14 protein-coding genes and 1 pseudogene are annotated in these 13,374 nt (G+C 71.6%); 9 read left to right on the top strand and 6 right to left on the bottom strand.

Features of this window, described 5'->3' with window-relative positions:
• Positions 1 to 77: 77 nt before the first annotated feature.
• The 3 genes from BLW85_RS02505 to BLW85_RS02495 all read left to right on the top strand — a co-directional run bounded on the left by BLW85_RS02505 (position 78) and on the right by BLW85_RS02495 (position 2,086).
• Positions 78 to 272 (top strand): hypothetical protein, encoded by a 195-nt coding sequence (locus BLW85_RS02505; RefSeq protein WP_070029305.1) that lies wholly within the window; start codon positions 78 to 80, stop codon positions 270 to 272.
• 85 nt (positions 273 to 357) lie between these two features.
• Positions 358 to 1,161, top strand: coding sequence for a 2OG-Fe(II) oxygenase family protein (locus BLW85_RS02500; protein WP_239697731.1), 804 nt, complete (start codon positions 358 to 360; stop codon positions 1,159 to 1,161).
• A gap of 85 nt (positions 1,162 to 1,246) precedes the next feature.
• Positions 1,247 to 2,086, top strand: a complete 840-nt coding sequence (locus BLW85_RS02495) for a PhzF family phenazine biosynthesis protein (protein ID WP_070029303.1) — start codon at positions 1,247 to 1,249, stop codon at positions 2,084 to 2,086.
• Positions 2,087 to 2,098: 12 nt separating this feature from the next.
• On the opposite strand, the gene BLW85_RS02490 is transcribed toward BLW85_RS02495, so the two are convergent.
• The 5 genes from BLW85_RS02490 to BLW85_RS40725 form a co-directional block, all read right to left on the bottom strand.
• The gene (locus BLW85_RS02490) at positions 2,099 to 2,575 is read right to left on the bottom strand and encodes a RidA family protein (protein ID WP_074990310.1); all 477 of its coding nucleotides are present in this window, start codon (positions 2,573 to 2,575) and stop codon (positions 2,099 to 2,101) included.
• Positions 2,576 to 2,709: 134 nt separating this feature from the next.
• On the bottom strand, positions 2,710 to 3,186 hold the full coding sequence (locus tag BLW85_RS02485) for a PH domain-containing protein (RefSeq protein ID WP_074990308.1): 477 nt from the start codon (positions 3,184 to 3,186) through the stop codon (positions 2,710 to 2,712).
• A 211-nt stretch (positions 3,187 to 3,397) separates the two neighbouring features.
• On the bottom strand, positions 3,398 to 4,549 hold the full coding sequence (locus BLW85_RS02480; protein ID WP_070029300.1) for a PP2C family protein-serine/threonine phosphatase: 1,152 nt from the start codon (positions 4,547 to 4,549) through the stop codon (positions 3,398 to 3,400).
• A 78-nt stretch (positions 4,550 to 4,627) separates the two neighbouring features.
• Positions 4,628 to 5,524: an alpha/beta fold hydrolase gene (locus BLW85_RS02475; protein WP_074990306.1), complete on the bottom strand. Its 897-nt coding sequence runs from the start codon at positions 5,522 to 5,524 to the stop codon at positions 4,628 to 4,630.
• Positions 5,512 to 6,201, bottom strand: coding sequence for a DUF6221 family protein (locus tag BLW85_RS40725; protein ID WP_341867932.1), 690 nt, complete (start codon positions 6,199 to 6,201; stop codon positions 5,512 to 5,514). Before BLW85_RS40725 ends, BLW85_RS02475 begins: the two co-directional genes overlap by 13 nt.
• A 341-nt stretch (positions 6,202 to 6,542) precedes the next feature.
• Between BLW85_RS40725 and BLW85_RS02465 the strand changes: the two genes are divergently transcribed.
• Positions 6,543 to 7,292 carry a hypothetical protein gene (locus BLW85_RS02465; protein WP_074990305.1) on the top strand — a complete coding sequence of 250 codons (750 nt, stop codon included), beginning with the start codon at positions 6,543 to 6,545 and terminating at the stop codon, positions 7,290 to 7,292.
• A 103-nt stretch (positions 7,293 to 7,395) separates the two neighbouring features.
• Here BLW85_RS02465 and snpA read toward each other — a convergent pair whose 3' ends face one another.
• On the bottom strand, positions 7,396 to 8,088 hold the full coding sequence (snpA, locus tag BLW85_RS02460; protein WP_074990303.1) for a snapalysin: 693 nt from the start codon (positions 8,086 to 8,088) through the stop codon (positions 7,396 to 7,398).
• A 184-nt stretch (positions 8,089 to 8,272) separates the two neighbouring features.
• Between snpA and BLW85_RS02455 the strand changes: the two genes are divergently transcribed.
• The 5 genes and pseudogenes from BLW85_RS02455 to BLW85_RS02435 all read left to right on the top strand — a co-directional run bounded on the left by BLW85_RS02455 (position 8,273) and on the right by BLW85_RS02435 (position 13,374).
• Positions 8,273 to 9,367: a LysR family transcriptional regulator gene (locus BLW85_RS02455; RefSeq protein WP_079172232.1), complete on the top strand. Its 1,095-nt coding sequence runs from the start codon at positions 8,273 to 8,275 to the stop codon at positions 9,365 to 9,367.
• A 193-nt stretch (positions 9,368 to 9,560) separates the two neighbouring features.
• A complete protein-coding gene (locus tag BLW85_RS02450; protein WP_208624809.1) occupies positions 9,561 to 9,815 on the top strand; it encodes a DUF6332 family protein in 255 nt (84 codons plus the stop codon).
• 43 nt (positions 9,816 to 9,858) lie between these two features.
• Positions 9,859 to 10,114: pseudogene (locus BLW85_RS39935) on the top strand (transposase); the annotation flags it as partial.
• Between the two features lie 349 nt (positions 10,115 to 10,463).
• Positions 10,464 to 12,092, top strand: coding sequence for an eCIS core domain-containing protein (locus tag BLW85_RS02440; protein WP_079172231.1), 1,629 nt, complete (start codon positions 10,464 to 10,466; stop codon positions 12,090 to 12,092).
• Between the two features lie 118 nt (positions 12,093 to 12,210).
• Positions 12,211 to 13,374: a carboxylate-amine ligase gene (locus BLW85_RS02435; RefSeq protein WP_079172230.1), complete on the top strand. Its 1,164-nt coding sequence runs from the start codon at positions 12,211 to 12,213 to the stop codon at positions 13,372 to 13,374.

Raw genomic sequence — 13,374 nt, 5'->3', positions numbered from 1 at the left:
CGACTCCCTTGCGCGTAGCCTGACGGTGCTTCACCCTGAGTGATGCGTCCCTTACTCGAACGCGCGGAGGTCCACCTATGGCTGCTCTCCCCACCACCGACACCCACGACGATCATTCCCTGACGTGGGGCGCCCCGGGGAGCGAGCTCGAGGAGTTGCAGGCGGAGGCGGGCCGGCGCATCGCGATGGAAGCACTCGAGGCCGGACGCCAGGCACTCGAACTCGATGCGAAGACCGCGTTCCGCCCCACCACCGGAGCGCCTCCCGAGTAGGGGCGGCGGGGCGCCTTCGATTTCCGCTGTCTTTCAGAGCGTCGGGGGAGACCTACGAATGACCACAGGGACATCCGCTCGGGACATGCCGCACATCGCGCCGCACGATCCGTTCTTCCGCGTCGCCACCGGGCACGCATTCACCCACCGACTGCTCTCCGGCCTCGCCGCCGGGCGGTACGCGGCCGTGCGGGTGCCCGGCTTCTTCTCCTCGGAGCGCTGCGAGGAGATCCTCACCGCCCTGGAACGCAGGGCGTTCGACTCGTACGGCACGACGCGCGTCCAGCCGCCGGTCATGCGGTTCGGCGTGGGAATCAGCGACCACATGGCGGACGGGGGAGTCGCCGACAGCTACTGGGAGGCGCTGGAGGGGCACTCCCTGGCATGGCGGGCCCTCGACCTCTCGTTCGACCCCTTCGCCGTCTGCCGAGAGGCACTGGGCGCGCACTGGCCCGGCGGCGCGGCCGTCGGCCGGCGGGGCGGCCGCCAACTCGGCGACGGCGTGGCCAGGGAGCCCAACCAGGGCTTCCTCGTGCACTTCGACGACGCGTCGCGCGAATACGCGGAGGACCTGCTCGACGTTCCCCTGATCGGACAGTTCGCCTTCAACCTCTACCTCAGCGTGCCCCCTTCGGGCGGTGAGACGGTGCTGTGGCGGCACCGCTGGCAGCCGGAGGACGAGGCGTACCGGCTGCCCGCCTCCTACGGATACGACGAGGCCGTCGTGCGCGGTGCCGAATCCCTGGAGATCACCCCCCGCGTCGGCGAGGCGCTGCTCATCGACCCCCGCAACTTCCACGCGGTACGCCCGAGCCGGGGCGCTCGGCGCGTGGCACTGGGTTTCGCGGTGGGACTGGCCTCGTCCGGGCAACTGCTCACCTGGGCCTGACGACCCCGCCCGGCCCCGCCGCGCACCGATCGCACCGCCCGCGGCACTTTTGACTCCTCGGTGACGGAGCGACTACGTTCAGGTGATGGAGATCCTGCGCTACGTGGCCTTCAGCAGCGACCCCCGGGGCGGGAACCCGGCAGGTGTGGTGCTGGACGCCACCGGCATCGACGAAGCGACGATGGCCGCCGTGGCGGCCGAAGTCGGCTACTCGGAAACGGCGTTCGTCGTCCCGCGCCCCGACGGCGCGCTCGACATCCGGTACTTCAGCCCGCAGACCGAGGTCCCGTTCTGCGGCCACGCCACCATCGCGACGGCCGTCGCCCACGCGTCGCGGCACGGCGTCGGCCGTCTGCTGCTGCACACCCGGGCGGGAACCGTCCCCGTGACCACCTCCACCGCCCCCGACGGTTCCGTCACGGCCACCCTGGTCAGCGTCGAGCCCCGCACGACGGACCTCGCCGACGCCGATCTCGCCGAACTCCTCGCTACGCTCGGCTGGTCCGCGGCCGACCTCGACCCGGCCCTGCCGCCCCAGGTCGCCTACGCCGGCGCCTGGCACCCGGTCATCGCCGCCGCCGACCGGGCACGGCTGGCCGACCTCGACTACGACATGGCGGCGCTCAACGCCCTCATGGCGCGCCGGAACTGGACCACCATCGCCCTCGTGCACCGGGAGTCGGACACCGTCTTCCACGCCCGCAACGCCTTCCCGCCGGGCGGCGTCGTCGAGGACCCGGCCACCGGCGCGGCGGCCGCGGCGCTCGGCGGATACCTGCGTGGCAACGGGCTCGTCACGCCGCCCACCGTGCTGACCATCCACCAGGGCGTGGACATGGGCCGCCCGAGCCTGCTGACGGTGACGATCCCGGCGGATCCGGCCGGCGGCATCGAGGTGACGGGCACGGCGGTCCCCATCTCCTGAAGGGGCCGCCGGCTATCGGGCGTCGTCCTCGGACACCCGCAGGACGACCTCGATCTCCACCGGTGAACCAAGCGGCAGGATGTTCATGCCGACAGCGCTGCGGGCGTGCCGGCCCGACCTGCCGAACACCTCGACCAGCAGTTCGCTCGCCCCGTCCACCACCTCGGCCTGCCGGATGAACCCGGGCGCCGAGGACACGTACCCCACGACCTTCACCACCTGCACCACCGTCTCCAGGGGCGCCACCGAGTCGGCGGCCGCCAGCGCCGCCAGCGCGCACTGCCTGCTCAGTTCCCGGGCCCGCTCCGGCGACACCTCCGCCCCGACCCTGCCGGTCGCGGTCATCTCCCCGCCGGTCAACGGGATCTGCCCGGACACGAAGACGAACGGGCCGCTGCGCACGGCCGGCACGTACGCCCCCTTGGGCGCGCTCACCTCCGGCAACCGCAGCCCGAGCCCGGCCAGCCTTCCGCGGATGTCAGCGCTCACTGCCCCTCCCGGTACTGGACGAAGAGCACCATCGTGGCACCGCGCCCACCCCGTCGGGGGAGTATCGCCCGATTCGCCGTGTCGCCCGCCATCGGGGGCCGTCACGTCGTAGGCGCTCGGCGGCAACGCTGAAGCTACGCCCCCTGGTTGCCGCGCGCATAACGGTGCTGCACCGCACGCAACCGGGACAACTGCCTCTCGAACTCACCTATGTCGTCGGCACCGACCCAGGGCACCGGCAGCGGCACCGTGGAACCGTCGCGGAGCGTGGCCACGACACGCAGGTTCGAACTACGGACACGGGAGTCGACGGCCGCCACCCGCAGCCCCTCCATGCGGACTATCTCGTCCCACCCCAGTCGCCGCCACCGCAGCACCGCGCAAAACCGGAGCCCGTCCGGGCCCGCCTCCACCCGTCGCCTGAGCACCCCGAGCCCGCACCCGAGGACCCCCACCCCCACGACCCCGGCGAAGATCGCGAGCTTCTCCGCGCCCGGAACACCGAGACCCGCCGCGACCGCCCCCGCGACCGCGACCAACGCCAACGCCGCGGTCCACCAGCGCGCGGACGTCCCACCCCAACGCAACGACAACTCAGCTTGACCGGCCATCCGCGTGATCTTGCCATCTGCCGCGCCCGGTCGCCATATCGCGGGGGACGACCCCGTGGCCGACCGTGCCAGTGCGTCATCGCATCCGAGGCACGTGAGCCCGCGCGGGGCGCCGTCCGTCCGCCGGCTCACCGGGCGTCGGTCGCGTGCCCCGGCGCGCTCGGCGGAGCCCGGCCCGTCCGGTGATCCAAGCCGGAGACGACGGCCATGGTCACGGGGTGCCGTCGGTCGGATGTGACCGTTGGAGGCGGTGGGCGGCGCAGCGTTCGATGACGAGGAGGGCGGCGTCGTCCGCGGGTTCCTGTCCGACGTGGTCGATCAGGTCGCGGTGGATCTCACGGACCAAACCCTCGGGGGTGGACGCACGCAGCACGGCGGCGGACTCGCCGAGTGGGTAGAAGGCTCCCGAAGGCGAGCGGGCTTCGACGACACCGTCGGTGTAGAGCAGCAGCATGTCGCCGGGCTCGAAGGTGAAGGGATCGGTCCGGTGCCTGGAGTCGGGAGACTGGTCCATGCCCAAGGGGGGCGCCGGATGCCGCGCGTGCAAGGCGGTGACGTGGTGATCGTGCCGCAGCAGGGGCGGCGGGTGGCCGCAACTGATCAGTTCCGCCTGTGAGCCATGGTCGGGGATGTCGAGCAGCAGAGCGGTGACGAAGTGCTCACCGGGGTCGTGCTCGGTGTCGGCCACCTCCTCCAGATTCCGGGCCACACTCTCCTCCAGGGCCGCAGCCAGCCCGGACAAGGTGGGGTAGCGGTGCGCGCCCTCGCGGAACGCCCCCAGCACGACCGACGCCTCGCCGATGGCGGCCAGGCCCTTTCCCCGGACGTCGCCGATGATCACCCGGGTGCCGGGACGGTCGGTGCGGGCCAGGGCGAACAGATCACCACCGATCCGGGTCTCGTCCTCGGCGGCCAGATACATCCAGGCCACCCGCAGCGGCCCGATCCGGCGCGGCGGCGGCCGCAACAACGCGAGCTGTGCGGTTTCCGCCACCGATCGTGCCCGGCTCAGCTCCCGGCCGCGCCGTTCGCGCACATGGCAGACGAAGACCACCAGGACCGAGAGCACGATCAGCGCGACGACCTGCGCCATGTGGTTGGCCGTGGTCAGCCCGCCGTGGAACACGGAGATGCACAGCTGGGCGGCCACAGCCAGTGCCCCCACGAGCGCGGTCGGCCGCGGCCCGGCCAAGGACGCGGTGAGGGCCGGCGCGACCACCAGGAAGGGACCCAGATGGATGTCTTGCGGAGAACGCAGGTCCGCAACCGTGATCGCGACGATCAGCGCTAAGGGGATCACCACCGCCCCGCGGCCCGGCCGTCCTGCCAGGAAGCGGTCCACCGACGCACGCCGCACACTCATACCACCGGTGTACCCCCGTTCCCGCACACACGCCTGCGCGCCGAAGCCCCGCCGCCGGGCCGCCTGGGCGAGCGGCGCTCAGCTCGGCGAGCGCGGAGCGGCGGCACCGGCGGCCTTGCCGAGGAGCGCCCTGAGGATGTCCTCGGCGTGCGTCCACAGCAGCGCCCCGCCGATCTCCGGCACGACATGGCGTCGCGCACCGGGCACACGCGCGGCGAGCAGTGCGCCGTTGTCGGGCGAGTGGCCGGTGTCCCGCTCGCCGTACCAGATGTCGACCGGGACCGTGATCGCGTCGAGCGCGAACGGCCACCGCCCCATCGCCAGGACGGTGTCACGGGCGTAACCGGCGCCACCCTGAGCAAACGCTTCGCTCAAGGCCCTGCGGTAGCCGGCCGCGAACTCGGGATCCTGGTACACGGCGAGGTCGCACTCCGCACTCCCCGCCATGACCATGTCCCACATCGCCTCCGCGGTGAAGCCCGCGAAGAACTCCTCGGCTCCGGCCGGATCGCGCGCGGTGCGCTCGACGAGACCGCGCAGGCCCGCGTCCAGGGCAGGGGCGAACTGCGGCGCGGCGACCTCGTCCGCGCCGGAGACGACGGCCAGCGCGGAGGCGACCCCCGCCACGGCACAGGCGAGGGCGAACGGCGCGCCTTGGGAGTTCCCGACCACGGCCGGGCGGCCGAGCCCCCGCAGCGCGCAGAGCTGCCGCACGTCCCCGGCGAAGTCGCGGAAGGTCCGCCCGGGGGCGGGCGTGGAGGCTCCGAGCCCCGGCCGGTCCACGGAGACGAGACGCACCCCGAGCGCCTCGACGACACCTGCCCCGAACCCGAGCCACCGGCTGGTCGCCGCCCCAGGACACAGCAGGACGGGCACTCCGTCCGACGGCCCCCACTCGGCCCATCCGAACGACCGCCCATCCGACAGCGTGCTCTCGCCCAGTCTCGCAGGGGGCCGGACGGCTACGGACGCCATGCGCGGCGGTAGTCGGGGTGCTCGGCGTACGACTGGGCAAGGACGCGAATCGCGTACGCGAGGCCCGCTGAACGGGGGTCCCCGGAGCCCATCTCCTTGTGCTCGCGCGCCAGTTGCCCGGTCAGATCGAGCATGGGCAGATGGCTGTCGAGAAGGGCCTCGCCGCCGATGGTGTCGGCCACGTAGGCATAGGCGTGGTTGTCGTCCATGACGCGAGCGAGGAGGAACTCCAGAAGATCCCCGATGTCCTCGGGTTCGTCTGCCGGCCCGGTGTGCGCGAGGCCCAGGGGAGCGCGGCGCGGCCACACCTTGCGGTGGCTGATCCGCCAGCCGTCGGCGGTGCGTACGACGGTGTCGTCGTAGGAGACCGAACCGCAGGAGCCGTCCGCCTTGATGCCCAGCCCCTTGGACCGGACCCGCACCTCGCCGTCCGGCGACGGCGATACGACGACATTGGTGACGTGATGCGCGACGGGGTTCGCGGCCCCCAGCGCCCAGGCCGCCTCCCGGACGGCCGCCACCCCGCGCAGCGGGTCCTGGCCGAACTCGGTGACGTCGTAGACGACATCGGAGGTGAACAACTCCTCCAACCGGTCAAGGCATCCGTCGTCGACGAGGTGGCCGTGCGACGAGATCAGCTCGGTGATGGCCAAGCGATCGGCAAGAGCGAGTGACACACGCGTCCTCTCCGGCCCGGCAGGCGAAGGCCGCACCGGGCATCGTTCCATCCTCCACGGCGCCGTGCGCGACGGCCGGCAGGCACCCGATGCGTACGATCGGGTCCTGCGCCAGCCGCCGGGAAGCCGCGGCAGCCGGGTGGCCAACGCCCGGATCCGAACCGGGGTTTCCGCATCGGGGCGAACCCGAGTGTGGTGTCCTGGGCCGCCGGACGACGTATGGCCACAGGGAATGTATCCACCGGCACGGCGCGCGTCGACTCATTTCCCCGTCCGCGCCGCAGCCCCCCCCCTCACCGGCTGCCGTGCGGCGCGAACAGGCCGCCTTCTATCCTGATCGGATGATGGATGCGGGGGAGTTCCGGGTCGGTGACGTGCTGTCGGTCGCCTGTCCCTTCACACCGACGCGGGTCGTGCGAGGGGTGACCTGGGGCTGGATTTCGGTGCGATGGCCGTGGTGGGACATCGACACCGACAGCGATTTCGTGCACTGGAACGGGGATGTCGCCCTGGGCGTGCACACCGGCGGCCGCGCCGACCCCGAAGCGGAGGCGGAGCTGTTCCATACCGACCCGCCGCCCGAGCAGCTGAAGGCGGGCGACATCTGCCGGATCGGGGTACCACCGACCGTCGTGCACGTGACGTCCGTCGACCACCACGATCCACCGCTCGAAACGGGCTGGCTGCCCCGGCCCCATATGACCGTGACCGTGCTGCCTCGCGGCCTGTCCTACCGGGAGTTCCCGGACGGCAGCCATCTCGACGGCACGGGATACTCCATCCAGCCTGGTGACGGCATCCCCTTCACCTTCGAACTGCTGATGCGGCCGTACGCCTTCCTGCACCGGGGCGACGAGGTCGCCGACGCCGCCGGCCGGGCATGGCGGTTCGACGGCCCCTGGGACTGGACGGCCTTCGACGGGGAACCCCCGGGCGCGGGCCCCGAGTGGCCGCTCGTCCTGCTGACCCGCGCGGGAACACCATGCTCCGCGAAGGACGCGGAAGCGGTCGGAGCGGGCACGGCCACCGGTTCGCACCAGGAGACGGTCCGGAACTGGATGTCGCTCACCGAGGCGTCGCCCACACCGTGACGCAGCACCGGCCCGGCGCAGACGTACGGACCGCGATGGGGAGCCGCGGTCCGTACGCGTGTGGTGGGGTCACGGCCGGGGGCCGGTCCGCCGGGTGGGTCGGTCAGCGCGCCGCGGCGACCTTGGACAGCGCCTTGGCCAGGCCGTTCGCCCAGAGCTGGTTGACTCGGGAGCGCTCGGTCGCGTTCGGGTAGCGGTTGGTGCAGGACGGGCCGGGGCCGCCACCCGACATGAGTTCACTGCACGGGCCGCTGTAGTGGTCGGGCAGGCCCAGGACGTGGCCCGTCTCGTGCGCGGCGACGCGGATCGAGTCGTACTGCTGGTTCTGCGTGTAGTCCAGGAAGATGTAGCCGCTGCCGTGGCCGTCGGTGGACGCGTACGACCCGCGCGAGTCGTTGCCCTCGTAGTACGCGAAGTCGGCGCTGCCCGTCGTCGACTGGAGTTTCACGTTGGACACGGAGCTGTTCCAGATCGAGGCGGCGCTCGATATCTGCGAACGGAAGCTGGGTGCCTGGGAGGCGTTGTAGTAGACGGTCACCGCCTTGAGGGAGGGGTGCTCGGCCTGCCGCTGGGCGACGGACCTCAACACCGCGTCGAAGAAGGCCTTGTTGCCGCTGCTCTCGGCGGAGCCGACGTATCCGGCGGCACTACGGGCCGGGGCCCGGTCGGCGCCCTGGGTCTGGGCGCCCGCCGGGGCCGCGGTGCCCAGGGCCGCCGCGGCCAGTCCGAGGCCGAGCGCGAGGGCCGCCAGTCTCCTGGAGTTCTTCTGCCCGGTCCTGGTACGGAACGACGTCATGTGGGGGGCTCCTACTCGTTCTGTGGGGTGGAACGATCGGTTGCCAGGAAGTCTCGGACAGTTGAACGGGTCGGGGGATGATGGCAATCGGGGATAGCACCGACCTATCACGCGCCAACTCGTCCATATTCATTACAACTTGAACACCTGGTGTCCCACGGTGCCCCGCTCTACCCTCCCCCTCATGGAGCTGGAGGTCAGGCATCTGCGCGTGCTCTGTGCCATCGCCGACGCCGGCAGTCTGCACAGAGCGGCCCGGGAACTCGGCATGGCGCAGCCCTCGTTGAGCACCCAGCTGCGGCGCATCGAGAACACCCTCGGCGCCCAGCTGTTCGTGCGCACCCGCACCGGCTGCCGCCCCACCCCGTTGGGCCTGGCGGTGCTCAGCCGGGCCCGGCCGCTGGTGACGGAGTTCGCGGCGATCGTGACGGAGACCCGGGCCGCGGCCGCCCGCGCCGCCGGCGGCTTCCAGCTGCGCATCGGCGCCACGGCGAGCCGCGCCATCCCCGGCTGGTTGTACCGGCTGCGGACCGGGGAGCCGCGGATCGAGCCGACGCTCCAGATGAACGTGTCCGCCAACACGCTGCTGGCCATGGTCGCCGACGGCCGGCTCGACATGGCGTTCGTGCACGAGGTCGAGGGCAGCCCGCTGCGGATGCCGCCGGGACTCCGCGTCCGCGTCCTCGTCGAACGCGAGCCGCAGTTCGTCACCCTCGCCGCCCACCACCCGGCGGCCTCGCGAAGACAGGTGCGGATGGCCGACCTGGCCGGTGACCGCTGGATGATCGACGCCACCGTCGACGGCGAGTGGGACGCGCTGTGCCGGGCCCTGCGGTCGGCTGGGCTGCGCTCGGAGATGCTGCACGGCGACTACCTCACCGCGTATTCGCTGGCCGCGATCGGCGAGGTGGTCACCGTCAGCCAGCCGACCGCCCATCCCCGTCCCGATCTGGCCATCCGCCCGCTGGAAGGCGACCCCATCGGCGTGCGGCTGCTGCTGGCCGCCCGTACCGAGGCCGAACTGGACGACGTCTACCCGTACTTGGAGGAGTCGTACTGGGCCGTGGCCCGTGAGGCACCGGCCTACATGGAGTGGCTGGAAAACGCCCGCACCCCGGCCACCGGGCCACCCGACGAGACCCCCGCCCCACCGGACGACCGCCACCGCCCGGCGCCGGCCCGGCTCCGCGAGCGGCCCGACATCGACGCCCACCTGCCCTCACCGGCGATCGAATCGCACACCGGTTCGTTCCAGGCCGCCACCCAGGACATCCGGTGAACCCATTCCATGGCCAGTTCTAGTACTCCAGCAGCGGTTCGCGTCCTGAGCTGCGATTGCGGTCAGGACGGCGTTGGCGCGCATGGCCAGACACCTCAGGCGCCTAAGAAGTCATCTCAATTGGTGGTCGAGCTGCACAGGTAAGTCCGGTCAGCGCAGGCTCGGTGGCCTGAGCGCGTGTGAGACTTGCAGCATGGACACGGGGCGTGAGTCGCGATGGGAAAAGGACGCAATGACGGTGGAGATCGTTTTTGCCCTGGTGACTGCCGCCGCGCTGGCTGGGTTGATCTTTGCCGTCTCCTGGGCTCTCGCCCTGACCCTTGACCTCTCTGGTTCGGCAGAAAGACGCGTGTTGACTGGGGGCGCACTGCTCGGAGCGTTGGCCGGCGCGTGGCGCCTTGTAGGGGTGCTGCTTCGCTTCGACAAGCAGCGCCGCTTGAGCCGCTGACCACGGGCCTTTCTTGCACGGTCGGTAGCCTCTCAGCGCGGCGATCATTGAGCGGCTGGTGCCGGATGAGTTGCGGGGTCTGTTCCAACGGGTGGTGCCATAGGCACCGTCGCGGCCGCAGGGTGGCGGCCAGCGTCGCCGCGGCGACCGTGAGGTGCTGGCCGCGATCGTGTTCCTGGCGGCCTCGGGCTGCACGTGGCAACAACTGCCGACGGCTTCTTCCGGCCCGTCCGGCGCGACGGCCCGCCGCCGGTTCGCCGAACGGACCGCAGGCCCGGGCGTGGGTCAAACTCCACCGTCCTTGACGAACTCGACAGCGCCGCTGCACCCGGCCACCCCGGTGTTCTGCTCGGGCTGGCGGCTGCCGGGAGTACGCCTCGCTCGTCTCCCCGATGAACACGACCGCGCCCGACCTGCTGTCGATCCAGGTGGTCGCGGCGTGACCGGGTGCGCCGACCGCCAACCCGCGGCACCGTCCGGAAAGGAAAGGAGTCGTGCCCCAGCCGACCGCTCGTCAAGAGCGCGACGGGCACTGCTCGTTCCGTGTCACCCGTCGAATCGGGCACCACGACTGCCCAGCGGTTTCCTGGTACCGCCTGGGTCCGCCTGCTATCAGGGAATACCGACCTTTTGCACGAGAGGCGATCCATGCACTCCCGCGACAACGAACGGGCCAAAGAGGCCGAGAACAGCCGTCCACCGGCCCGAACACCCACGGTCCCCGCCGCGCCGCCGCCCCCGCTCCTGGCGTTCCAGCGCAGCGCCGGGAACGCCGCCGTCGTCCAGATGCTCCGCCTGGCCGGCCACCCCGGGGCACGGGACGAACAGGCCGGTCAGCCGGCCGTGCAGCGCTCCGCCGTGCACGACGTGCTGCGCGGCCCCGGCCGTCCCCTCGACAACGACACGCGCGCCGAAATGGAGGCCCGGCTCGGCGCGGACTTCTCGGACGTCCGCATCCACACCGGCAGCGCCGCCAGGGCTTCGGCCGCCGAGATCGGGGCGCGGGCGTACACCTCCCGGGAGCATGTCGTCCTGGGCGACGGGGGCGGCGACAAGCACACCCTCGCGCATGAACTCACCCACGTCATCCAGCAGCGCCAGGGGCCCGTGGCCGGTGCCGACAACGGGACGGGGCTCAAGGTGTCCGACCCCGGCGACCGCTTCGAGCGCGAGGCCGAGGCGAACGCCTCGCGGGTGATGTCGGCGCCCGTCGCGCGGGCCGCCGAGGCACCGGTGCGCACACCGGAGCCCGGGCGCGCCCACGCAGGGACGACGGACCGGCCCGACGTCCAGCGCGCCGGCGACCGGAGCAAGAACCCGCACGCCGACAGCGGTGGGGAACACAACGACTGGGAGCTCACCGCCCACCACATCGTCCCGCACACCGCCCTGAAGAACGCCCTGGAGCAGTTGAGCGAAGAGGACAGGACGGACGTCCTCCTAGAGGCGGTCCCGTCGAAGATCAGCAAGGACATGCTGCGGCGCCTCGGCCTCTCCGAGGAGCAGTGCAAGAGGATCAACCCCAGGAACATCCAGCAGGCTCTTCTGGACCGCCGGAAGGGCAAGGAGGAAATCGTCCCGGGAACCACGTACGACGAGATGCGTCTCGCCTTCTTCGAATGGCAGGGAGGGAACCAGTTCCTCGGCCCGAACACCAGCATCCGGGCGGAGCCGAGCGACGCCAAGGACGGCATCGACGTCGACGGCAAGTACTTCCTGCCGCCCGGCGCGGGTGACCTGAAGCAGCAGTTCAGCCGGGTCGTCAGCCTGGGGGACGGCCTGAAGAAGTCCCTGCGCAGCGGCGCGGAGTCGAAGGAGATCGCCGACATCCTCAAGGATCTCCTCTCCCTGACCAAGGACGTCGTTCCGGCGGCGTTCGACCCGAAGGGCTGGGTGGAGATCACGGACCCGAAGCGGGTCCAGGAGCTGGCGGGCAGCAAGGACCTGGGGCGGAGCCACCTGGCCAAGTACTCCTTCTTCAAGTTCGGCACGGCCACCATCGAGCAGGAGTGCCCGATGCTCGTGAAGAAGGAGGACGGCTTCCACGTGCAGGGGGTCACCGACAAGGGCGGCTCGGGCTGGCGTCCCTACTACGAGGGCGCCCCGACGAAGAAGATCGACCAGAAGTACCTCCAGATCAAGGGGCAGTCCACATACATCAACATGGACAAGATCAGCAAAGACTTCCCCGACCTCTACGACTTCTGCGTCGGGAACTCGCTCCCGACCTCCACCTACCTCCCGCGATCCCTGTGCGCCCAGTTGGGGATCGAGTGACCTGAGCACGGCGAGACGCTTGTGAACGTCTCGGCCTGGGTACTCGGAGCCGCGCCATTCACCGGCAGGACGCGTACGCGACGGCCCAGTGATCGCCCAGGCAAGGGGAGAACGTGACGTGACGTTGCGCATCGGGGCAGAAGAAGAGTTTCACGTGCTGGACGTGGAGAGCGGCCGGCTGGTGCCACGTGCCCGCGCGGTGCTGGACCGGCTGCACAGGCCCGGATTCACCACCGAACTCCAGCGGTCGGCCGTGGAGAGCAACAGCGCGGTGCACGACACCCTCGACGCCCTCTTCGCGGACCTCGCCCGGTCACGGCGGCTGCTGGACGCCTCCGCCTCCTCGCTCGGCCTGGTCACGGTGGCCGCGGGCACCGTGCCGCTGGCCCGGTTGAGCCCCGGTGACGTCACCGCGGGGCGCCGTTACCGGCACATGGCCGACGAGTACCGCAGGGTCGCCGACGAGCAGCTGATCTGCAGCGCGCAGGTGCACGTCGACATACCCGACCGGGACACCGCCGTACGCGCCATGTGCCTGGTGGCACCGTGGCTGCCGCCGTTGCTCGCGCTGTCCGCCAGCTCGCCGTTCTGGCTCGGCGAGGACACCGGCTACGCCAGCTGGCGGACCATGCTGTGGCAGCGCTGGCCCACCGCCGGGCCGCCGGGCTGCTACGCCGACGCCGCCGCGTACGACCGGGCGCTGGAGGAGCTGACCGGCTCGGGTGCCATCAGCGACGCCGGCATGGCGTACCAGGACGTACGGCCCTCCGCGCACCAGCGCACGCTGGAGCTGCGGATCTGCGACGCCTGTCCGCGGGTGGAGACGGTCGTGCTTGTCGCGGGCCTCTTCCGGGCGCTGGTCCGGGACGCCTGCGAGCGGCTGACCCGCGGGGACGCCGGGCGGTGCGACGGCCACCACGAGTGGCTCCGGGCCGCGAGCTGGCGAGCCGCCCGCTCCGGCCTGGAAGGCGTACTGGTCGACCCGGTCACCCGGCGCGCCGCGCCCGCCCACGGGGTGCTGCGCGACATGACGGCCCGGCTGCGCCCCGCGCTGGAGGCGTCCGGCGACTGGGAGAACGTGCACGAGCTGCTCGGTCGGGCCCTGGCCGACGGCAGTGCCGCGCACCGGCTGCGGCAGGCCGCCGGGCGCGACGACCTGCTCGCCAGTGTCGACCTGCTGATCGCCGAGACCCGCGGCGCAGCCGGTCCGCGCGGGGGCGTGGCGGCCCGGCCCGCCCGCGCCCCCCACCTCAGCCCGGTCGCCGGAGGCGCCGGATCCTGA

The organism is Streptomyces misionensis (assembly GCF_900104815.1).
GTDB lineage: Bacteria > Actinomycetota > Actinomycetes > Streptomycetales > Streptomycetaceae > Streptomyces > Streptomyces misionensis.
Note: the sequence above shows the minus strand (reverse complement) of the source record. Positions and strands in the feature narration are given on the sequence as shown.

Coding starts and splice junctions, on each gene's coding strand:
- BLW85_RS02465 (WP_074990305.1), top strand. CDS start 6,543: ATGATGGATGCGGGGGAGTTCCGGGTCGGTGACGTGCTGTCGGTCGCC.
- BLW85_RS02440 (WP_079172231.1), top strand. CDS start 10,464: ATGCACTCCCGCGACAACGAACGGGCCAAAGAGGCCGAGAACAGCCGT.
- BLW85_RS02475 (WP_074990306.1), bottom strand. CDS start 5,524: ATGGCGTCCGTAGCCGTCCGGCCCCCTGCGAGACTGGGCGAGAGCACG.
- BLW85_RS02495 (WP_070029303.1), top strand. CDS start 1,247: ATGGAGATCCTGCGCTACGTGGCCTTCAGCAGCGACCCCCGGGGCGGG.
- BLW85_RS02500 (WP_239697731.1), top strand. CDS start 358: ATGCCGCACATCGCGCCGCACGATCCGTTCTTCCGCGTCGCCACCGGG.
- BLW85_RS02505 (WP_070029305.1), top strand. CDS start 78: ATGGCTGCTCTCCCCACCACCGACACCCACGACGATCATTCCCTGACG.
- BLW85_RS02455 (WP_079172232.1), top strand. CDS start 8,273: ATGGAGCTGGAGGTCAGGCATCTGCGCGTGCTCTGTGCCATCGCCGAC.
- BLW85_RS02450 (WP_208624809.1), top strand. CDS start 9,561: ATGGACACGGGGCGTGAGTCGCGATGGGAAAAGGACGCAATGACGGTG.
- BLW85_RS02485 (WP_074990308.1), bottom strand. CDS start 3,186: ATGGCCGGTCAAGCTGAGTTGTCGTTGCGTTGGGGTGGGACGTCCGCG.
- snpA (WP_074990303.1), bottom strand. CDS start 8,088: ATGACGTCGTTCCGTACCAGGACCGGGCAGAAGAACTCCAGGAGACTG.
- BLW85_RS02480 (WP_070029300.1), bottom strand. CDS start 4,549: ATGAGTGTGCGGCGTGCGTCGGTGGACCGCTTCCTGGCAGGACGGCCG.